Raw genomic sequence first — 21,854 nt, 5'->3', positions numbered from 1 at the left:
TCAGGAACAAATACCTCCTACTATATGCGGCGCTGACACGGCGGGGCACCCATAGCTCAGTTGGATAGAGCGCACCCCTCCGGAGGGTGAGGCCGAGGGTTCGAATCCTTCTGGGTGCGCCAGTTGGATTAAGTCGGGTCAGCAAGGAAATTCAGTGGTGACTGTAGCTCAGTTGGTAGAGTCCCGGATTGTGATTCCGGTTGTCGTGGGTTCGAGCCCCATCAGTCACCCCACTTTTCCTGATGAAGAAATTCGTCGGTGATTAGCGCAGTCCGGTAGCGCATCTGCTTTGGGAGCAGAGGGTCAGAGGTTCGAATCCTCTATCACCGACCACTTCATTCTTCTTTTTGAATACAGAACAATGCCGTAAGGCATTTTTTTGTTTTCAGTCACAGTGTTATTTGATGTTTCGGTGATTAGCGCAGTCCGGTAGCGCATCTGCTTTGGGAGCAGAGGGTCAGAGGTTCGAATCCTCTATCACCGACCACCTCCTTTCTGTATACCTTCTGAATCCATTACTCCGTTTTGCAAGCCATGCGTGCAAGCCTTGTGGCATTGTGCAGCCGTCTTTAGCGCTGACTCCGCCGATGAGCAGGCGGCAATTCTGTCAAACCAAGGCCTTCAACGGCCCAATAAAAAGGCACCTCAGAGGGTGCCTTAAGTACACGTCATTATTGATGAACTCAGCTCACATTCACCGGTGGTGCAATAAAGCCCTGGTATGCCGTAGTTTTCAGCGGAATAAAGCGATCCAGCTGGGCTTTTTCCTGAATACCTGTGACGATAACCTGAATTTCCAGGCCTCGGGCCACGTTGACCAAGGCACGGCAGAGCTCTGCGTTGTGCTGGTTTTCGTCGTAGTAGGCGAAGGATTGATCCAGTTTCACATAGCTGGGTCTCAGGGTCTGCAGATAAGACATAGAGCCAAACTGACGACCGAAGTGATCGATACCAAATTTGGCGCCATTGTCCCTGATGATGGCGCACAGAGCCTCACAGGCTTCAGGATTACTGTAGACCCCGGATTCAGGAATATCGAAACACAGACGGTCTGCCATGGGCGTTGAGCGCAGGAACTGCTGCAGCCACTGGTGAAAATCTGTGTCGGTCAAACTCTGATGGGTCAGATTGATGGCGACCGGCTCGAAGTTCCGCTCCAGCAGGTGTATGTCGTGCACCTTTTGGATCAAGCACTTATCCAGCAATGCCCCCAGAGAAAGCAGCTCTACATAGGGCATAAATTGCCCTGCATGGGCCAGCTTATCGCCAATTTCCAATTGGCAGTAAAGTTCGTGCTGCAACAGGCCTGCGCCGTCGCTGAGCTGAATTGGCTGCCAGCGGAACTGAAACAGTTTGGCATTAATGGCGCTGGAGAGCTTTTCACGCCACTGCTCCCGGGTAAACATCTGCTCTTCACTGGATTCAAACCAGTGATATACCTTGCCACCCTTGATAGCGGTTTGCAGTGCGTTATCTGATTGCGCCAGGATGTCAGACACAGTCATAGAGCCAATGCGTTCAGCAATACCTATGGCGAAATGCTCATTGGGTTTGCCACCCGCTTTGGAGATTTCCTGATTGACCGTGCGGATCAGGGTTTGCAGGTACTTACTGATAAGTTCTTTATCGACATCAAATACCAGAAACGCAAACTCAAATGCGGCAATTCTGGCAACCACGCCCGGCGCAATTTCTTCCAGTTGGGATTGCAGTTTTTCTGACAGGAGTTTGATGGTTTCGTCCCGTACCTGATATCCGTATTTGGCATGCACTTCTTCAAGCCAATCAAACTTGGCCATAAAGAGTGCACCGCTGCCGGGTTCAGAGAGCCAGCTGTTAATGCGCCCCACCAGATACTGGCGGTTGGGCAAGCCGGAAACCTGATCCACCAGATTCTTTTTGCGCAGTGCGGTCACTTCTTCGTCCAGCGAGCTGAAGATTTGCTTGAGCTGGGAAGACATACTGTTAAACGCAATCACCACCTCCTTTAACTCGCTGGTCTTGGGGATGGCAAGCTCAGGGCCGAACTGACGATTGGCAATGCTCTTGGCGTGTTCAGACACTATGTGCAGCGGCCTTAAGATCCAGCTCAGGCCAAAGCGTGCGAGGAATATGGCGACCAAAAACAGGATGGAAAAGACGATGATGGTGTTGGTGAGAATGCGCCACAGTTCGTGGTAACCAAACCCTGGGTGGGCAGTCACTTCCAGTTGCGCCAGCTGCAGCCAACCCGAGGTGATAGTGCTTTCCCTTTTGATGGTGCCGAAAATACCAAGGTTAATGAACCACTGAGGAACGCCCTGGATTTCGAGGCTATTGTTCCATTCCTGTTGTTTGCCATCCACTAACCAGGTCAACTTTACCTGCTGGTAGTAACCACCTTCGAAAATAACATTGATGAGTGTCTCGGCGGTGGCGATATCGCCGGTTTCCAGGGCAGGGACCAGCAACAAACCCAGCGAATTGCTGACGTTATTGAGGTCTGACTCCATCTGTTTGGTTAAAAAGCTCTTGGTTTCTGTAAATTGCACATAAGCCAAGGCGGTGATTACCAATAAAAACAGACCAAACAATAGCGAATACAGCTGTCGAAACAGTGTCATATCGTTAGTTACTCCAATCTCATCTTGGGTTGCCTGAGCCGTTCAACCCCTAATCTGTGGGTCAAATCGGTCCATTTTTCCAGCCGCGAGGAAGAGCCCGCGAGCACACCCCGTCCCTTTTCTTTGTTTAACCACAGTTGTTTACCGTTAAAGCTATAAACAGGCAGCAGATCTCGCCTCGCGGTTGCCGGCTTGATTTCCTTATCCAGATTATCGAGTACCAACGGCACGGAGCCCGGTGTTTCATAGTAGGCCAGCACCATGTGGTATTGATTGACTGAGGTTGCCTTTACCATGGTGATCCTGAGCTTCTCGTCCGGTATACCGAGTTGCAACAGGGTAAAATACTTGGCGATGGAAAAATCTTCGCAATCGCCACCGGCAACCCCGATAAATTCCATGGGTGTTGCCCAATAGTTGGAATCGCCCCACAACTTAATGTCGTCGACGAAGGTGAACAGATTAAAAAAGGTGTTCACCTTCGTCAGCTTTTCCATTTCGCTCAGCCCTTGAGCCGAGTCAACCACCTGAAACCAGGCATTGGCCCGTTTGCCAGCCCTGGTGCCATATTTGCCTTCCAGGGTGGAAACGATTTTGCTCCTGTCCAGTTGTGTACTGGACTGGGCAAACAGACACGTTCCCAATATGGCCGATACCAACAGGCTGTGTTGGCAGACCTTAAGCATTGTTTGGGTAAACGTTTGTCTGCCTTTCATGCTCTTGATTCAGATGTTATTTCACTTCCTGGTCGACAGTATATATGTTCCACTTCATGTCGGCAGTAGTGTCGTCACCGACAATTTCTGCAATCACGCGACGGTTTTTGTCATGTGCTTCAGGAGTGTCACTTGGGTCAACCGGGTTGTTGTAGCCAAATCCCACCGCCTTGAGGCGGCCGGAGTCGATACCATACTGCTGGATCAATACCTCGGTGACGGCATTGGCACGGCGCTGAGACAGCTCCATGTTGTAGTCATATCCACCTGTCCGGCTGCAGTGACCTTCAATGGTCACCTTGGTATTGGGGAATTGACGCATGAAAGACGCCAGCTCCTCAATTTGGCCGAAGTATTGTGGGGCAAGATAGGAAGAGTCGTTGGGGAACAATACCTTTACTTCCCTGCGCTCGTTGATGGTTTTGATATCACCGCAGCCATAGTTGTCGATAGCAGCTCCCATCATGGTGCCGGCGCAGCGCTCACGGGCTTCAATCACACCGTCTTTGTCCGGATCGTTGAGATCAAATACCTGCGTCGTAGGCTGATCCATGTTCACGGTATCGCGCATGGAACAGGCACCAAGGCTCAGCAGAGCCAACATCAATAAAGTCATTCTCATGGTTTTACTCCCCCTTCATATTCATGCTCTCCCTGCCATACCGTGGGTCTGGTCACCTTCAGTGAATCCAACAGGCGACCCGTGGCATTCAGTACCCGATACTTGGCAACAATCTCATCGAACTCGGCCTGCAGATAGTCTTTACGGGCTTCAAAGAGTTCGTTTTCGGTATCCAGCAAGTCGAGCAAGGTGCGCTGCCCCAGATTGAACTGTTGGGTATAAGCCACTTGAGTGTCTTTTGCCGCTTTGACATGTTCACGGATGTAGTCTTTCTGAGGCGTCAGCATTTCGTAGGCATTCCATGCCAGATTGACGCCTTCAACGACTTCACGATAAGCGCGTTGACGGATTTCTTTGGCTTCACCGATTTTGTAGGCTGCTTCTTTTTCACGAGCCAGGTCTTTGCCGCCGGCGAACAGGTTATAACGAACACGAACCATGGCAACCAGGTCGTTGTTGTAACCACCCACATCGGTGCGGAAGGCGCCTGAGCCTGCGATACCGTCTTCGCCATCGAGGTTATTGTTCCAGTTACCATCGAGTTCAAGAGTGACGCGAGGGTAATAGTTCGATTGCGCAGATGAACGCTCGTTCTCTGCTGCATTGATGTCGGCCGCTGCTGACTTGAGTACAGGATGGTTATCCTGGGCCAGAGTTACACTGGTCGATAAGTCGGTGGGCAGCATATCGGCATCAGGCACGGGGACAATCATATCCTCGGGGGCTTTATCCACTACACGGGCGAACTGCGCCTTGGCATCGAAGAAGTTATTGCGGGCTGAAATCACGTTTGCATTGGCACGAGCCAGACGACCCGTGATTTGAGACAAGTCAGCAATAGAACCCAGACCGGAATCCGTACGCTGCTTGATTTGGTCATAGATTTCTTTGTGAGTCGCCAGGTTTTTCTCCGCCAGCGTCATTACCTGCTCGGCACGGATATAATTGACATACACCTTAGCCACATCCAGTGCCATGTCCTCGGCAGCTGCGAACAAGGCCCACTGATCGGCGCTGGCTTCAAAAGTCAGGCGATCCACTTCGCTGGACGTGTAAAAACCATCGAACAGCATTTGACGGATGCTGATCCCGGCTTCACCGCGCTTGAGTTCAAACTCACCATCGTCACGACCAAAGCGACGACGGGTTGCTGGACTGTCCGTTTGTTCCCAGCCCCAGCCACCGGTGATATCCACCGTAGGCATATAGCCGGAAATCGCCTGATTTACCTGCTCTTCACGCGCTTTAAAGCGGTTGAAGGCAGCACGCAGGTCAGGGTTGCTGTCCAGCGTGTGGGCGACGGCCTGTTCAAGCGTCATGGCACTTGCGGCCATAGGCATCATGATGCCAGCTATGGCTGCAGCCAGTACGCCCAAGCGCAACTGTTGCAAGCGTTTCTTGTTCATTGATAAACCCTCCCGGTTTAGTTAGAGCCTCATCGTTCCCTAAGTGCGGTGTCTTTGGCTCTTAGAATTGGATTAAGTATGTATTCAAGAATGGATCTTTGTCCGGTGATGACATCAACAGAGGTCAGCATCCCGGGGATAATTGGCATCTCCGTGCCATCGTCTTTAACCAAGCTGGACTCTGCGGTCCTGACGCGTATCAGATAAAAGCTGTTACCTTCTTCGTCCTGGGTGGTATCGGCACTGATGTGTTCAACAGTGCCTTGTAACCCGCCATAGCGGGTAAAATCATAGGCTGTGACCTTAACTACGGCAGGCAAGCCAACGTGTAAAAACGCGATGTCTTTAGGGGTGATCTTGGCTTCAATAAGCAGCTGATCTTCGGAGGGTACGATTTCCATAATATCGACCCCGGGCTGCACCACGCCGCCGAGTGTGTTGATGTGCACCGTTTTCACTGTGCCATTGACCGGTGAGGTGATGACGGCCTTGCTTACCTTATCCTGCGCCCCTACCTGTGCTTCGCTCATACGGGACAAACGGGTTTGCATCTCGTTTAATTGCGCACGGGCATCAGCAGCGAATACAAACACGGCTTCACGGCGTTTTAAAATTGCTTCATCCAGAGTGGCTTTGATTTTAGGCCTGAGCTGACGCATGGCCTTGAGTTCACCCTGGAGTTCATTGACGGTCCGCTCCAGCTTCAGCAGTTCAACCTCGGGCACAATGCCTTTTTGAGCAAGCGGACGGGTAAGCTCAAGTTCGCGACTAATTAACTGAAAACTGGTGGTCATGGTCGCAATTTTGGTGGTCAGCTCTTCATTTTCCTGCTGGCGTTGCTGAATTTGCCTGGCCAGAATTTCCAGCTGGTTTTCCAGATTATCGAGCCGGCCGTTGTACTCGGCTTGTTGACGCGCAATCATTTCAGGTTTTTGCGCGTTAAGTGCTTCGGGGAATACCAGGTCCTGTTTGACGATTCGAACCTGCTCACGCCAGTCTGATGCCATATCCGACACGGTAATGCTGTTGAGTTCAGACCTCATGCGGATCACATTTGCCTGTAAGCTGAATACCTCTTCCTCCTGTTGAGCAAAATCGGAGCGGAAGCGGGTATCATCGATACGTGCCAGGGGCTCTCCCTTGGTGACTATGTTACCTTCGCGCACAAACAGTTCCTGCAATACACCGCCGTCCAGGCTCTGAATCACCTGGATTTGGGAAGAGGGTATAACCTTGCCTGTGCCCACGGTGACCTGATCCAGCTCAGCAAAATACGCCCAGATAAGGAAGGCGAAGATTAACGATGTGAGCGCCCAGATGGTAAGTCTATGGCTGGTCGGGGCATCGGTCATCATGGCGCCATAAACGTCATCGACCATCTCAAGGTCACGGGTAGTCAGTGCCTTACTCATCCTTTTGCACCTCCCGCGAGCAGTCCCAAACTCAGTTTTTCAAGCACTTCATTTTTGGGGCCATCGGCCAGTACATGGCCCCGGTCCAAAACAATCACCCGGTCAACCAATTTCAGCAGGTGCATCTTGTGGGTGATGATAACGAGAGTCCTGTCTTTACTGACATGCTCCATTGCACGGATAAATTGTTTTTCCGCTCTGGCATCCAAACTGGCAGTGGGTTCATCCATCAGCAATATTGGTGGGTCGTTGAGGGTGGCCCGAGCCAGGGCAACAGTCTGGCGCTGGCCCCGAGACAGTGCCTGTCCGCCTTCGCCGACCTGTTGATCCAGGCCTTCTGATTCGAGATTGGTAAAGAGGCTCACCCCGGAGATTTGAACCGCCCGGATCAACTGATGCTCAGATACCTGCCGGGTACCGAAGAGTATGTTGTCTCTGATGGAGCCGTGGAAGAGCACCACATCCTGAGGCAAATAACCGAAGTTTCTGCGCAGGTCACTGGGATGGATTTGTGCGCTGTCTACTCCATCGTATCTGAGACTGCCCTTGGTGGGCTTATAAAGGCCACAGAGGAGTTTTGCCAGTGTACTTTTCCCCGAGCCGTTTCGACCTATGATGGCCACCTTTTCGCCCGGCTGAATGGACAAAGACGTTGGATGCAGCACAGGCTTTTCGGAGCCCGGATAACAAAAGCTCACATGGTCAGCTTCAATCTTACCCATCAGACGGGTTTTACTGACCAGATGACCCTTGTTTTGAAACTCATCCTCTTGGGTCATGATTTGGTCAAGCTGCCTCAAGGCGCTGGCAGTGTGATTGGCGCGGGTTAACAGGCTTGCCAACTGTGCCATGGGAGACATGGCGCGACTGGAAAGCATTACCGCAGCGATAATCCCCCCCATGGAAATGGCATTATCGGCAACCCGATAAACCCCCAGAATGACCACGCCGACCACGGTCAGTTGCACCATAAAACTGGCGACGTTTGATACCGAGTTGGACAGCTTTTTGGCCTTGAGCTGCCAGTTGGCGGTGTGACCTATCATCTGTTGCCAGCTTTTTTGCACCAGTCCTTCGGCGCCATAGGCCTTAATGGACTCCAGCGCTGCGAGGCTTTCAATCAGGTGGCCATGCTTCAGGCTGGCAAATTTATTACTTTCTTCAATAGCGGCCTTCAGCTTTGGCTGTATATACAAGGTGTAGCCAATAATGATGGCGCCACCGAGTAACGGCAGCATCGCCAGATCGCCGGCAACAATAAAAATGATAATCAGGAAAAAGAGGGCAAAGGGTAAATCCACCAAGGTGGTAATGGTGGCGGATGTCAGTATGTCCCTGATGCTGTCAAACTCGCCGAGCTGTTTGGCCATACCGCCAACGCTGGGGGAGCGTTTCGACAGTGGTATGCCCACTGCTTTGGCGAACAGTTGCGATGACACTATGATATCAACTTTTTTACCAGCAACATCAATCAAGTAGCTTCTAAGCTGGCGCATTACCAAATCAAAGATGTAGGCGATGCCGGCGCCAATGGCCAATACCCACAGAGACTCGAATGCCAGATTGGGCACCACTTTATCGTAAACATTCATGATAAAGAGGGGTGACACCAAGGCAAAGAGGTTGACCAACACTGAGGCAATAAGCGCATCGCGGTAAATGGGTGCCGCATCTCTCAGGGTTTTCAGTAACCAGTGGCTTTTATTGTCGTGATGATGCACGTCAAAGCGCATGTCACCACGATATTGCTGTTTTACCAGAAACAGATAGCCAACATAGAGGGTTTCAAGCTGTTCAATGGGCAGTGTTTCTTCACCACCGGTTTCAGGTAACTGAATGACTGCTTTTTCAGAGGTTAATTCTCTGAGTAGGCAAGCCTTCTTGTCTTTCAGCAACAGGATGCAGGGCATCATGATGGGGGAGATCTGATCCAGTCCTTTACGGGTCAAGCGGGCGTTGAGACCGGCTCTTGAAGCAGCCTGAGGGACCAAATCAGGCGTCAGTATGGCTCCCGATAAGGGAAGCCCCGCCGCCAGCGATTCACTGGAGCAGGGGGAGCCAAAATATTCAGTGAGGAGCACCAGGCTATCCAACAGGGGATCGACAGTGACCCGCGTGGAAGCTGCGATAGTCCATTGCTCATCGCTTCCGGAAGCAGATAAAGACACCGTTTACATTTACCTTATTATTTTTATGACGTTAGACCCAGTATAGTTATGCCGGGCTATATTGCTATAGCCCGGCATTTTCCTGGTTGAGGTATTAAGGCATCAACTCAGTCTTATGATCCTCATCGAGTGACATGATACGTCCCACAGCCTGAGCTGCGCCTGTATCGGCTTGGGTATCCACTATCAATGGGCCAGTACCGTTCCCCAGCAGACCATTGATGATCCCTGATTCATCGGTTGAGGCCAGACCATACTCATCGGCCAAATCAACACCATCCAGTACGATGCGCTGATCAACAGTACCATCGCGGTTGGCATCAATTTCAATGGTGGTTGAACCCCGCTCAAAGCTGAAGCTCAGGTAATCTTCCAGATTGCCATTTTCTTCGCCTTGCAGCAGATCGCTCAAGTCCAGTTTGTCTTCGTTGACGTTAAAGTCGATGATATGGTCAGTCCCGGTTTCGCCAGCTCTCCATACGAAGGTATCAGCGCCGCCGTCACCGCGCAGCACGTCGTCTCCAAGGCCACCGATGATGGTGTCATTGCCTTCGCCGCCACGCAGTCCGTCAATACCCTCACCACCGATGAGTAAGTCGTTGCCGGCGCCGCCAAACACCATTTGAGAGCCTTCACCGCCATAAACGGTGTCGTCACCAAGGCCTAGGTTGACGGTATCTGTGTTGGGCTGCACTTCTTCCAACACATTTTGTTTCAGCTTGCCATCGTTATCCAAGATATCGCGTGCTGACATAAACTTGCTGGAAAGTACGTCCTCTTGGGACATTTGGCTGGCTACATTGGGTAATGCGCTGCCGGTTTCCACAGTGTTATCAGCCCGTGAGATGCCCAGATCCACATAATCGTTACTGTCACCAGCCTTGATGTGCAAGGCAGTATCCAGATTGATCACATCGGCAGATGCTGTTGAAGCGACGGCGTCATAACCACTGGAAGACACGGCAAACTGGCCCTTTCCTGTGGTCGAGTTTGTCAGCAGGAACGAATCTACGCCCTGTGTGCCTTCGTAAACGGTAGGCAATTCTTCTACGGCATTGAGGTTAATATTCAATTCCGCAGTGCTAAGGTCGCCATCGCTGTCAGCAATGGTGTAGCTGAATGTGTCGACTGCATTGTCCGGTATCAGACTGCCTACAGTTGTGACCTGATAGCTGTAACTGCCATTGCCGTACAGAGTCAGGGTTCCGTATGTGCCTTGAATTACAAAGGTGCCATTGGATTCAGTGGCGTTGTTGCCACTGTGTGACACTCCGTAGATTTCCATATCGCCATCGGCGCCCTGGATATCGTTGTGGAGCACGTTGCCACCGATAAGCGGCAGTTCAAATCCATCACCTGGAATCAACTGCACAACCAACGGGAAGCTGGTGGAGGCGCCCTCAGCTGTCTTGATGCTGGTCACGACCTCGCCATTGCTATCGAGGAAGCCCATTACTTTCAGGGTGTAACGAGCGCCATCGTACACAAACTCAGAGGATGTGTTGGCAACAGTCACTATATCGGGTGGGTTGTTGTAACCACCGGTTTCATTGTGATTAAACTCGAGAGTGACCTTGGCTGGTACACCATTGATCATCAGAGTGACTTCGAGGGTGGCTTCAGTAATTGATGAATAGCCATTGATTGGTTGGTTTACATGGGTAAAGTTGCCCAGAATGATGTTCTGGTTCAGCCCTACATCACCCACCTGAATGTCGGTGTTTTCATCAAAGTTATAGCCAGAACGTGGTTGTTCGTAGCCAACGTTGCCCCAACGAATTCTATCGTGGCCATTATCGTCATCTGGGCCGTCAGAGGTTCTTACATTGGAGCTGCTTGATTCAGCTTTCCAGTCAGTCCATCTGGCCGTGATATCGCGAACTTCAAAGGCGTCTATCAGTACATCGACATGGTTGTCGTCATCGGCAGCAATATGCTGACTATCGGCAACTGTTACTGTGACGTCTGCCTTGGCTGTTTCGCCGCTGGTATCGGTTGCAACAACCTTGATACCCGTAACAGTCAGAGAGTCATAGTCTACGTTGTGAGGCAGCTTACCAAGCAGCTCTGCCTCAACAACAACAGAACCCTGCTCACCGGCTTCGATTGCATTCCAGTCCAAGGTTAATTTCAGCAGGTCGCCACGGCCAGGCATAGAGCCAATCAGCACGCCACCTTCGATTCTCCAACTCATTGGTTGGCGAATGCCTTCAACCTGGATATCGCTCACGTCGGCGCTGAAGCTGACGTTGTTAACGTCACTGCTACCCGCCTTGAATACCAAGGTATCGGTATCGGCATCCATGGTATCGGATACCAGTTTGGCTTCTGCCAGGCTGGTAAACGCAGCGGGTGTGACGGCGTTGAGTGCGTTCGGCACATTCAGCGTCACAGTGAATGGGTTGTTGGAATCTGTGTCACCGTCACTGTCTATGATTGCAGCATTGAAGTTCAATACGGTTCCCAGAGGGTCAACACTGAGGCTGTTCGCAGTGAAGTTCTTCAAGTTGAAGTCTTGTCCTCCTGCTGCGGTAGAGAGCTCTATCTTAGTGAACTCAGCAAACCCTTCGGAGGCTATCAAATTGGCCAAAGTTGCAGGCGTGGCAATAAAGCTCTTTATCAGATCGTTGCCATATGCATCTTTACCCACAATGTTGATGGTAAACACGCCAGTGTATGCATTGCCGTTATTGTAGGAGAGGCTGATGCCAGTGAAGTTCGTGACCGGGAAGCCAAAATCAAGCGTCAGCGTTTCACCAGAGCCGATGTCCTTACCTGTACCAACACCAATACCATTGGGGCTGGTGTTAACAGTACTGACACCGTTGGAGTCAGTTGCTGTGATAGTACAGAGCACCACGTCACCTGATTCTGGTTCACCTTTAACTGCGCCGTTCAGCATGACGAACAAATCTTCGTCGTTACCGCCCGGGATGTTACCAGTCAGATCGGCGTTTGTGCTGGTGATCTTGGTGATCGGTGTTTCGAGATCCAGCACATATTCACCGCTGTTTGGATCCAGTGTCAGTGTGAAGATCTTGGTTTGAATCGCACCTGGGGCACCCCATTCGGCAGCTGAGGAGCTCGTATAGGCAATCAGCACCGAAGTGTCGTCCGGATCGACATAGTAGTAAATCGCCTTGCCCGAGGTCATCAGACCGGAGTCGGCATAGGTAGACGATTCGCTCCAACCAGAAATGTTTACAGACAGATCAGCACTGTATTGATCGGCTGATTCGTTATCGTTTCCGTCTGCGCCTGCTACCGAAACTGTGCCGCTGATCTGGGTATCAGCAGCATTCAAGCCGCTGCTGTTAGTGGCCGAGGCTTCAATGACGTCGTCATTAATGGTGACATTCAAGGTTGCAGAAATAACACTGTTATTTTCGCCAACAGCCTCGATAACGATACCTTCAATCAGCGAACTGAGATTGATGTCATTTGCGCCGTTGACTTGCTTAATGTTATCCAGCAATTCCACGTTAACGCTGATGCTGCCAGTCGTGTTGGTAGAGATTGGATCTGTATCGGTCAGTGTCAACTTGATGACAGGTACACCGCCGATACTACCGACCAAGCTACCATCCAATGCCAGAGCCCAAGCAATACTTACGCCTGTAGCAAGGTTGGTTGCAGCTTGAATGCTGCTTACATCGCCAAAGCGGAACTGAGTCAATGCTTCGTTGCCAGCGGTAAAGGAAATCTGCTGCGAAACCACATTGGGCACATTGTCACGCAGATCGCTTTCGTTGACGCTTATCTCATTATTGGCAGGAGCAAATACCTGGGCAGTATCAGAGTCTTCTGCAGATTCATTACCAGCAAGATCGGTTTGAGTGACGGTTACCGTAATGCTTTGTCCGGCATCGGGTGCGGCTTCACTCCAGGTAATAACACCGTTGTTGTAGTCGAAGTCTGGTGCAGGATCGCCATTGGTAAATTGCAGTACGCCATTTACCAACTCCAGCTCATATTCTTGAGGCTGGGCATTGCCAATCGTCACTGTCAGAGTAACAAAACCCCCTTCCAACAGATCGGCGTGGCTCACATTGGCCTGCAACTGAACCCCAGGGCCATTGCTGTTGATTTCACCCTGAGTGAGCAAGCCATCGCCTGGCGTGCCGTCATCAACAATCCATACAGTGGGTGCGCCGATGTCAGTATCCACGCCATAGCCTTCGGTGTCGGTGGCGGTGGCGCTGTTGCCGGCGGTGTCGGTGGCGGTGACCGAGGCATCAATCACATGGTCGGCATCGGCCACCAGGTCGGCGCCGGGCACGTTGATGCTGAAGCGCAGGGTGCCGTTGTCGTCATACACCGCGCCGGTGAATTCCTTGCCATTGACGGTGAGGGTGACGATGTCACCGACCTTGACGTCGCCGCCGACGATACCGGTCACAGGGATATCCTGTCCGGCTTCCTGGGCATTGATGATGTCATCGGCCGTGATGTTGGCATCGAGGGTGATGCTGGCACTGATGTCAGTATCCACGCCATAGCCTTCGGTGTCGGTGGCGGTGGCGCTGTTGCCGGCGGTGTCGGTGGCGGTGACCGAGGCATCAATCACATGGTCGGCATCGGCGACCAGATCGGCGCCGGGCACGTTTATGCTGAAGCGCAGGGTGCCGTTGTCGTCATACACCGCGCCGGTGAATTCCTTGCCATTGACGGTGAGGGTGACGATGTCACCGGCCTTGACGTCGCCGCCGACGATACCGGTGACAGGGATATCCTGTCCGGCTTCCTGGGCATTGATGATGTCATCGGCCGTGATGTTGGCATCGAGGGTGATGCTGGCACTGATGTCAGTGTCCACGCCATAGCCTTCGGTGTCGTTGGCGGTGGCGCTGTTGCCGGCGGTGTCGGTGGCGGTGACCGAGGCATCAATCACATGGTCGGCATCGGCGACCAGATCGGCGCCGGGCACGTTGATGCTGAAGCGCAGGGTGCCGTTGTCGTCATACACCGCGCCGGTGAATTCCTTGCCATTGACGGTGAGGGTGACGATGTCACCGGCCTTGACGTCGCCGCCGACGATACCGGTGACAGGGATATCCTGTCCGGCTTCCTGGGCATTGATGATGTCATCGGCCGTGATGTTGGCATCGAGGGTGATGCTGGCACTGATGTCAGTGTCCACGCCATAGCCTTCGGTGTCGGTGGCGGTGGCGCTGTTGCCGGCGGTGTCGGTGGCGGTGACCGAGGCATCAATCACATGGTCGGCATCGGCGACCAGATCGGCGCCGGGCACGTTGATGCTGAAGCGCAGGGTGCCGTTGTCGTCATACACCGCGCCGGTGAATTCCTTGCCATTGACGGTGAGGGTGACGATGTCACCGGCCTTGACGTCGCCGCCGACGATACCGGTGACAGGGATATCCTGTCCGGCTTCCTGGGCATTGATGATGTCATCGGCCGTGATGTTGGCATCGAGGGTGATGCTGGCACTGATGTCAGTGTCCACGCCATAGCCTTCGGTGTCGGTGGCGGTGGCGCTGTTGCCGGCGGTGTCGGTGGCGGTGACCGAGGCATCAATCACATGGTCGGCATCGGCGACCAGATCGGCGCCGGGCACGTTGATGCTGAAGCGCAGGGTGCCGTTGTCGTCATACACCGCGCCGGTGAATTCCTTGCCATTGACGGTGAGGGTGACGATGTCACCGACCTTGACGTCGCCGCCGACGATACCGGTGACAGGGATATCCTGTCCAGCTTCCTGGGCATTGATGATGTCATCGGCCGTGATGTTGGCATCGAGGGTGATGCTGGCACTGATGTCAGTGTCCACGCCATAGCCTTCGGTGTCGGTGGCGGTGGCGCTGTTGCCGGCGGTGTCGGTGGCGGTGACCGAGGCATCAATCACATGGTCGGCATCGGCGACCAGATCGGCGCCGGGCACGTTGATGCTGAAGCGCAGGGTGCCGTTGTCGTCATACACCGCGCCGGTGAATTCCTTGCCATTGACGGTGAGGGTGACGATGTCACCGACCTTGACGTCGCCGCCGACGATACCGGTCACAGGGATATCCTGTCCGGCTTCCTGGGCATTGATGATGTCATCGGCCGTGATGTTGGCATCGAGGGTGATGCTGGCACTGATGTCAGTATCCACGCCATAGCCTTCGGTGTCGGTGGCGGTGGCGCTGTTGCCGGCGGTGTCGGTGGCGGTGACCGAGGCATCAATCACATGGTCGGCATCGGCCACCAGGTCGGCGCCGGGCACGTTGATGCTGAAGCGCAGGGTGCCGTTGTCGTCATACACCGCGCCGGTGAATTCCTTGCCATTGACGGTGAGGGTGACGATGTCACCGACCTTGACGTCGCCGCCGACGATACCGGTGACAGGGATATCCTGTCCGGCTTCCTGGGCATTGATGATGTCATCGGCCGTGATGTTGGCATCGAGGGTGATGCTGGCACTGATGTCAGTGTCCACGCCATAGCCTTCGGTGTCGGTGGCGGTGGCGCTGTTGCCGGCGGTGTCGGTGGCGGTGACCGAGGCATCAATCACATGGTCGGCATCGGCCACCAGGTCGGCGCCGGGCACGTTGATGCTGAAGCGCAGGGTGCCGTTGTCGTCATACACCGCGCCGGTGAATTCCTTGCCATTGACGGTGAGGGTGACGATGTCACCGACCTTGACGTCGCCGCCGACGATACCGGTGACAGGGATATCCTGTCCGGCTTCCTGGGCATTGATGATGTCATCGGCCGTGATGTTGGCATCGAGGGTGATGCTGGCACTGATGTCAGTGTCCACGCCATAGCCTTCGGTGTCGGTGGCGGTGGCGCTGTTGCCGGCGGTGTCGGTGGCGGTGACCGAGGCATCAATCACATGGTCGGCATCGGCGACCAGATCGGCGCCGGGCACGTTGATGCTGAAGCGCAGGGTGCCGTTGTCGTCATACACCGCGCCGGTGAATTCCTTGCCATTGACGGTGAGGGTGACGATGTCACCGACCTTGACGTCGCCGCCGACGATACCGGTCACAGGGATATCCTGTCCGGCTTCCTGGGCATTGATGATGTCATCGGCCGTGATGTTGGCATCGAGGGTGATGCTGGCACTGATGTCAGTGTCCACACCATAGCCTTCGGTGTCGGTGGCGGTGGCGCTGTTGCCGGCGGTGTCGGTGGCGGTGACCGAGGCATCAATCACATGGTCGGCATCGGCGACCAGATCGGCGCCGGGCACGTTGATGCTGAAGCGCAGGGTGCCGTTGTCGTCATACACCGCGCCGGTGAATTCCTTGCCATTGACGGTGAGGGTGACGATGTCACCGACCTTGACGTCGCCGCCGACGATACCGGTCACAGGGATATCCTGTCCGGCTTCCTGGGCATTGATGATGTCATCGGCCGTGATGTTGGCATCGAGGGTGATGCTGGCACTGATGTCAGTATCCACGCCATAGCCTTCGGTGTCGGTGGCGGTGGCGCTGTTGCCGGCGGTGTCGGTGGCGGTGACCGAGGCATCAATCACATGGTCGGCATCGGCGACCAGATCGGCGCCGGGCACGTTGATGCTGAAGCGCAGGGTGCCGTTGTCGTCATACACCGCGCCGGTGAATTCCTTGCCATTGACGGTGAGGGTGACGATGTCACCGACCTTGACGTCGCCGCCGACGATACCGGTCACAGGGATATCCTGTCCGGCTTCCTGGGCATTGATGATGTCATCGGCCGTGATGTTGGCATCGAGGGTGATGCTGGCACTGATGTCAGTATCCACGCCATAGCCTTCGGTGTCGGTGGCGGTGGCGCTGTTGCCGGCGGTGTCGGTGGCGGTGACCGAGGCATCAATCACATGGTCGGCATCGGCGACCAGATCGGCGCCGGGCACGTTGATGCTGAAGCGCAGGGTGCCGTTGTCGTCATACACCGCGCCGGTGAATTCCTTGCCATTGACGGTGAGGGTGACGATGTCACCGACCTTGACGTCGCCGCCGACGATACCGGTGACAGGGATATCCTGTCCGGCTTCCTGGGCATTGATGATGTCATCGGCCGTGATGTTGGCATCGAGGGTGATGCTGGCACTGATGTCAGTGTCCACGCCATAGCCTTCGGTGTCGGTGGCGGTGGCGCTGTTGCCGGCGGTGTCGGTGGCGGTGACCGAGGCATCAATCACATGGTCGGCATCGGCCACCAGGTCGGCGCCGGGCACGTTGATGCTGAAGCGCAGGGTGCCGTTGTCGTCATACACCGCGCCGGTGAATTCCTTGCCATTGACGGTGAGGGTGACGATGTCACCGACCTTGACGTCGCCGCCGACGATACCGGTGACAGGGATATCCTGTCCGGCTTCCTGGGCATTGATGATGTCATCGGCCGTGATGTTGGCATCGAGGGTGATGCTGGCACTGATGTCAGTGTCCACGCCATAGCCTTCGGTGTCGGTGGCGGTGGCGCTGTTGCCGGCGGTGTCGGTGGCGGTGACCGAGGCATCAATCACATGGTCGGCATCGGCGACCAGATCGGCGCCGGGCACGTTGATGCTGAAGCGCAGGGTGCCGTTGTCGTCATACACCGCGCCGGTGAATTCCTTGCCATTGACGGTGAGGGTGACGATGTCACCGACCTTGACGTCGCCGCCGACGATACCGGTCACAGGGATATCCTGTCCGGCTTCCTGGGCATTGATGATGTCATCGGCCGTGATGTTGGCATCGAGGGTGATGCTGGCACTGATGTCAGTGTCCACGCCATAGCCTTCGGTGTCGGTGGCGGTGGCGCTGTTGCCGGCGTCATCGGTGGCGGTGACCGAGGCATCAATCACATGGTCGGCATCGGCGACCAGATCGGCGCCGGGCACGTTGATGCTGAAGCGCAGGGTGCCGTTGTCGTCATACACCGCGCCGGTGAATTCCTTGCCATTGACGGTGAGGGTGACGATGTCACCGGCCTTGACGTCGCCGCCGACGATACCGGTGACAGGGATATCCTGTCCAGCTTCCTGGGCATTGATGATGTCATCGGCCGTGATGTTGGCATCGAGGGTGATGCTGGCACTGATGTCAGTGTCCACGCCATAGCCTTCGGTGTCGGTGGCGGTGGCGCTGTTGCCGGCGTCATCGGTGGTGGTGACGGAGGCGGTAATGCTGTTCACGTCAGCGCCGACCAGCAGGGCGGCATCGACGGTGGTGGTGAAGCCCAGTACGCCGTCGCCGAGGTCAATCACTTCCAGGGTGGCAATCACGTTGCCATCGAGGGTCAGGGTCACGGTGTCGCCGAGTTTGACGTCGCCGCCAACGGTACCGCTGAGGGTCACGCTGCCTTCGCTTTCGGCCTGGTTGATGACGTTGTCATCGCCGACCACGATGGGGTTGAGGTCGATGGTGGCACTGATTTCAGTGTCGACGCCATAGCCTTCGGTGTCGTTGGCTGAGGCGCTGTTGCCGGCGGCATCGGTGGTGGTGACGGAGGCGGTAATGCTGTTCACGTCAGCGCCGACCAGCAGGGCGGCATCCACGGTGGTGGTGAAGCCCAGTACGCCGTCGCCGAGGTCAATCACTTCCAGGGTGGCAATCACGTTGCCATCGAGGGTCAGGGTCACGGTGTCGCCGAGTTTGACGTCGCCGCCAACGGTACCGCTGAGGGTCACGCTGCCTTCGCTTTCGGCCTGGTTGATGACGTTGTCATCGCCGACCACGATGGGGTTGAGGTCGATGGTGGCACTGATTTCAGTGTCGACGCCATAGCCTTCGGTGTCGTTGGCTGAAGCGCTGTTGCCGGCGTCATCGGTGGTGGTGACGGAGGCGGTAATGCTGTTCACGTCAGCGCCGACCAGCAGGGCGGCATCCACGGTGGTGGTGAAGCCCAGTACGCCGTCGCCGAGGTCAATCACTTCCAGGGTGGCAATCACGTTGCCATCGAGGGTCAGGGTCACGGTGTCGCCGAGTTTGACGTCGCCGCCAACGGTACCGCTGAGGGTCACGCTGCCTTCGCTTTCGGCCTGGTTGATGACGTTGTCATCGCCGACCACGATGGGGTTGAGGTCGATGGTGGCACTGATTTCAGTGTCGACGCCATAGCCTTCGGTGTCGTTGGCTGAAGCGCTGTTGCCGGCGTCATCGGTGGTGGTGACGGAGGCGGTAATGCTGTTCACGTCAGCGCCGACCAGCAGGGCGGCATCCACGGTGGTGGTGAAGCCCAGTACGCCGTCGCCGAGGTCAATCACTTCCAGGGTGGCAATCACGTTGCCATCGAGGGTCAGGGTCACGGTGTCGCCGAGTTTGACGTCGCCGCCAACGGTACCGCTGAGGGTCACGCTGCCTTCGCTTTCGGCCTGGTTGATGACGTTGTCATCGCCGACCACGATGGGGTTGAGGTCGATGGTGGCACTGATTTCAGTGTCGACGCCATAGCCTTCGGTGTCGTTGGCTGAAGCGCTGTTGCCGGCGTCATCGGTGGTGGTGACGGAGGCGGTAATGCTGTTCACGTCAGCGCCGACCAGCAGGGCGGCATCCACGGTGGTGGTGAAGCCCAGTACGCCGTCGCCGAGGTCAATCACTTCCAGGGTGGCAATCACGTTGCCATCGAGGGTCAGGGTCACGGTGTCGCCGAGTTTGACGTCGCCGCCAACGGTACCGCTGAGGGTCACGCTGCCTTCGCTTTCGGCCTGGTTGATGACGTTGTCATCGCCGACCACGATGGGGTTGAGGTCGATGGTGGCACTGATTTCAGTGTCGACGCCATAGCCTTCGGTGTCGTTGGCTGAGGCGCTGTTGCCGGCGGCATCGGTGGTGGTGACGGAGGCGGTAATGCTGTTCACGTCAGCGCCGACCAGCAGGGCGGCATCCACGGTGGTGGTGAAGCCCAGTACGCCGTCGCCGAGGTCAATCACTTCCAGGGTGGCAATCACGTTGCCATCGAGGGTCAGGGTCACGGTGTCGCCGAGTTTGACGTCGCCGCCAACGGTACCGCTGAGGGTCACGCTGCCTTCGCTTTCGGCCTGGTTGATGACGTTGTCATCGCCGACCACGATGGGGTTGAGGTCGATGGTGGCACTGATTTCAGTGTCGACGCCATAGCCTTCGGTGTCGTTGGCTGAGGCGCTGTTGCCGGCGTCATCGGTGGTGGTGACGGAGGCATCAATAACACGGTCTGCATCTGCTGCCAGATCGCTGCCGGGCACATCAATGCTGAAACGCAGAGTGCCATTGTCATCAAATACCTGACCGGTGAAGGTTTTACCGTTGATGGTGAGGGTAACAGTGTCGCCTACCTTAACATCGGCACCCACTACGCCAGTAACAGGGATGGTTTGACCGGCTTCGGCGCTGTTGATGATGTCATCGGCGGTGATATTGGCATCGAGAGTGATGCTGGCCGACAGATCATTGTCCAGGATTTCTGTGGTGACACTGGCATTCGTCAGATCGAGGTTCTCAAACACAGGTGTGCCATCAGGAGTCACAATGCCATTGACGCTGACACTGAAGGATTCAGTTGGTTCGAATGCGTCATCGTTAACGGTTGCGATTGTGAAGGTCGCAGTAACGCCGTCTGCGCCAATTATGGCTTGAACCGTTTCAACAATGTCGTTGCCATCAGCAGTTATATACGTGTAAGTGAGCGTAACTATGCTGCCAGCAGGGGCTGGGTCGCTCAGAGTCACAGTGTAGGTGCCGGTATTCTCACCTTCTGCAACAGTAGTAGGGCCGTTCAGGGTTACAGTGACTGTGTCTTCAGGGCCGGGTACGTCTTCATCGACGATGTTGGTGCTGGCGCTGTTTTCGGCACCTATTACGGCATTGCCGCCGGTGACGCTGGAAATGGTGATGGTGAAGTCTTCAGAAACTTCGTGCAGATTGTCATCAATCGTATTGATGTTAATGGTAACGCTGGTTTGGCCGGCAGGGATTACTACGCTGGCGACACCGATAAAGTCGGTACCGTCTTCAGCAACACCAGAATAAGTAAAGGTGACTGTGATGTCTTCGTTTGAGGCTTCATCAAGGCTCACAACGAAAGAGGCTGCGCTGCCTTCTTCTACGTCGGTCTGATTGGCGGTAATGCTCACTTCGGGAGAGACAACATCGCCCACATCAGTTGCTGTGCCAGTGTTGCCAGCAGTATCTATTACGCTGGCATCGGCGGTGTAACCACCTTCGGGCAGTGGGTCGGCCACATCAACACTGTAGGTACCGTCTTCATTCACTGTGGTAATCAGCGTCTGGGTATCGCCGTTACTGTCGGTGACGACAATAGTAACTGTGCTGCCGGGTTCTGCATCTGTGGTACCGGTAATGGTGGGAGTGGTGTCTGTTGAGTTGTCGGGAGCATCAACAGTAATAGCCAGTGGCGTTACAAGCAGGGGTTCGATGGGTTGGGTTTCGAGTATGGTTGACTCTGGGGATTGGGCATCGAAAGTTGAGTCAAAACCCGCGCTTGCAAGGGTTTCGCTGCCGGTTCTATCCAGGCTGACAAATCCAGAGCCGCCTTCGTTACCGGTTTGGCCGCCTGCAGCGGTCTCAGGCAAGTCTGCCGTGGGGTCATCGCCAGCTGCAATTTGAGCCTGTAGCGCTTCGATTTCATTCAGCGCGTTAGGGTCAATCTGGTCTGCACCAAATTCTGGCTGATTGGCCGTTTGGGGTGTGTTTGATTCGCTGATAATGGTGCCGTCCTCCAGCACTAATTCAAACTGCGCGCCTTCCTTGATCCACAGCACGGCACCAGCGGGAATGGCATCACCTGCAGAAACTGCTTTTTCTGCGCCTTCAGCGACCATGCTAATTTGCCCATTTACCGACTTGAGCAATCCATTTTTCGGTGTGATATACGAACCCATAACAAGCTCCCAACGGCTTATATTCGATACAGAATTTGCCTGTTAACAGACAAAATTAACCCAACTTAAGAAGTGAAGTGTAATTCTAAAATACTCTCAAGTCAATTTTTTGACGGCATCCTTACTTATTAAAA

General features: G+C 54.8%; 7 protein-coding genes and 4 tRNA genes. 4 read left to right on the top strand and 7 right to left on the bottom strand.

All coding sequences use genetic code 11. The features are described 5' to 3' along the window. Positions 1-45 precede the first annotated feature (45 nt). From JQC75_RS16775 to JQC75_RS16760, 4 genes are all read left to right on the top strand, one after another. Positions 46-122, top strand: a tRNA-Arg gene (locus JQC75_RS16775). A gap of 35 nt (positions 123-157) precedes the next feature. Further along, positions 158-233: transfer RNA gene (locus tag JQC75_RS16770), tRNA-His, on the top strand. Positions 234-256: 23 nt separating this feature from the next. After that, positions 257-333: transfer RNA gene (locus JQC75_RS16765), tRNA-Pro, on the top strand. A 77-nt stretch (positions 334-410) separates the two neighbouring features. Then, positions 411-487, top strand: a tRNA-Pro gene (locus JQC75_RS16760). 196 nt (positions 488-683) lie between these two features. Here the strand turns inward: JQC75_RS16760 and JQC75_RS16755 are convergent. The 7 genes from JQC75_RS16755 to JQC75_RS16725 all read right to left on the bottom strand — a co-directional run bounded on the left by JQC75_RS16755 (position 684) and on the right by JQC75_RS16725 (position 21,720). Beyond that, the gene (locus JQC75_RS16755) at positions 684-2,603 is read right to left on the bottom strand and encodes a bifunctional diguanylate cyclase/phosphodiesterase (RefSeq protein WP_203325154.1); all 1,920 of its coding nucleotides are present in this window, start codon (positions 2,601-2,603) and stop codon (positions 684-686) included. Between the two features lie 8 nt (positions 2,604-2,611). Further along, a complete protein-coding gene (locus JQC75_RS16750; RefSeq protein WP_203325153.1) occupies positions 2,612-3,319 on the bottom strand; it encodes a transglutaminase-like cysteine peptidase in 708 nt (235 codons plus the stop codon). Positions 3,320-3,335: 16 nt separating this feature from the next. Then, entirely contained in the window at positions 3,336-3,941 is a 606-nt protein-coding gene (locus JQC75_RS16745) for an OmpA family protein (RefSeq protein ID WP_203325152.1), read from the bottom strand. Then, positions 3,938-5,347 carry a TolC family outer membrane protein gene (locus JQC75_RS16740; protein ID WP_203325151.1) on the bottom strand — a complete coding sequence of 470 codons (1,410 nt, stop codon included), beginning with the start codon at positions 5,345-5,347 and terminating at the stop codon, positions 3,938-3,940. The genes JQC75_RS16745 and JQC75_RS16740 overlap by 4 nt, the downstream gene beginning before the upstream one ends. A 29-nt stretch (positions 5,348-5,376) precedes the next feature. Next, a complete protein-coding gene (locus tag JQC75_RS16735; RefSeq protein WP_203325150.1) occupies positions 5,377-6,759 on the bottom strand; it encodes an HlyD family type I secretion periplasmic adaptor subunit in 1,383 nt (460 codons plus the stop codon). Continuing rightward, entirely contained in the window at positions 6,756-8,927 is a 2,172-nt protein-coding gene (locus JQC75_RS16730) for a type I secretion system permease/ATPase (protein ID WP_203325149.1), read from the bottom strand. The genes JQC75_RS16735 and JQC75_RS16730 overlap by 4 nt, the downstream gene beginning before the upstream one ends. A 94-nt stretch (positions 8,928-9,021) precedes the next feature. Further along, positions 9,022-21,720 (bottom strand): Ig-like domain-containing protein, encoded by a 12,699-nt coding sequence (locus tag JQC75_RS16725; protein ID WP_203325148.1) that lies wholly within the window; start codon positions 21,718-21,720, stop codon positions 9,022-9,024. Positions 21,721-21,854 lie beyond the last annotated feature (134 nt).

The organism is Shewanella litorisediminis, from assembly GCF_016834455.1.
In the GTDB taxonomy this organism is placed as follows: Bacteria; Pseudomonadota; Gammaproteobacteria; order Enterobacterales; family Shewanellaceae; genus Shewanella; species Shewanella litorisediminis.
Note: the sequence above shows the minus strand (reverse complement) of the source record. Positions and strands in the feature narration are given on the sequence as shown.

Bases quoted from the DNA above. Each gene is read 5' to 3' on its own strand.
- JQC75_RS16745 (WP_203325152.1), bottom strand. From the start codon at position 3,941: ATGAGAATGACTTTATTGATGTTGGCTCTGCTGAGCCTTGGTGCCTGT.
- JQC75_RS16740 (WP_203325151.1), bottom strand. From the start codon at position 5,347: ATGAACAAGAAACGCTTGCAACAGTTGCGCTTGGGCGTACTGGCTGCA.
- JQC75_RS16750 (WP_203325153.1), bottom strand. From the start codon at position 3,319: ATGAAAGGCAGACAAACGTTTACCCAAACAATGCTTAAGGTCTGCCAA.
- JQC75_RS16755 (WP_203325154.1), bottom strand. From the start codon at position 2,603: ATGACACTGTTTCGACAGCTGTATTCGCTATTGTTTGGTCTGTTTTTA.
- JQC75_RS16725 (WP_203325148.1), bottom strand. From the start codon at position 21,720: ATGGGTTCGTATATCACACCGAAAAATGGATTGCTCAAGTCGGTAAAT.
- JQC75_RS16735 (WP_203325150.1), bottom strand. From the start codon at position 6,759: ATGAGTAAGGCACTGACTACCCGTGACCTTGAGATGGTCGATGACGTT.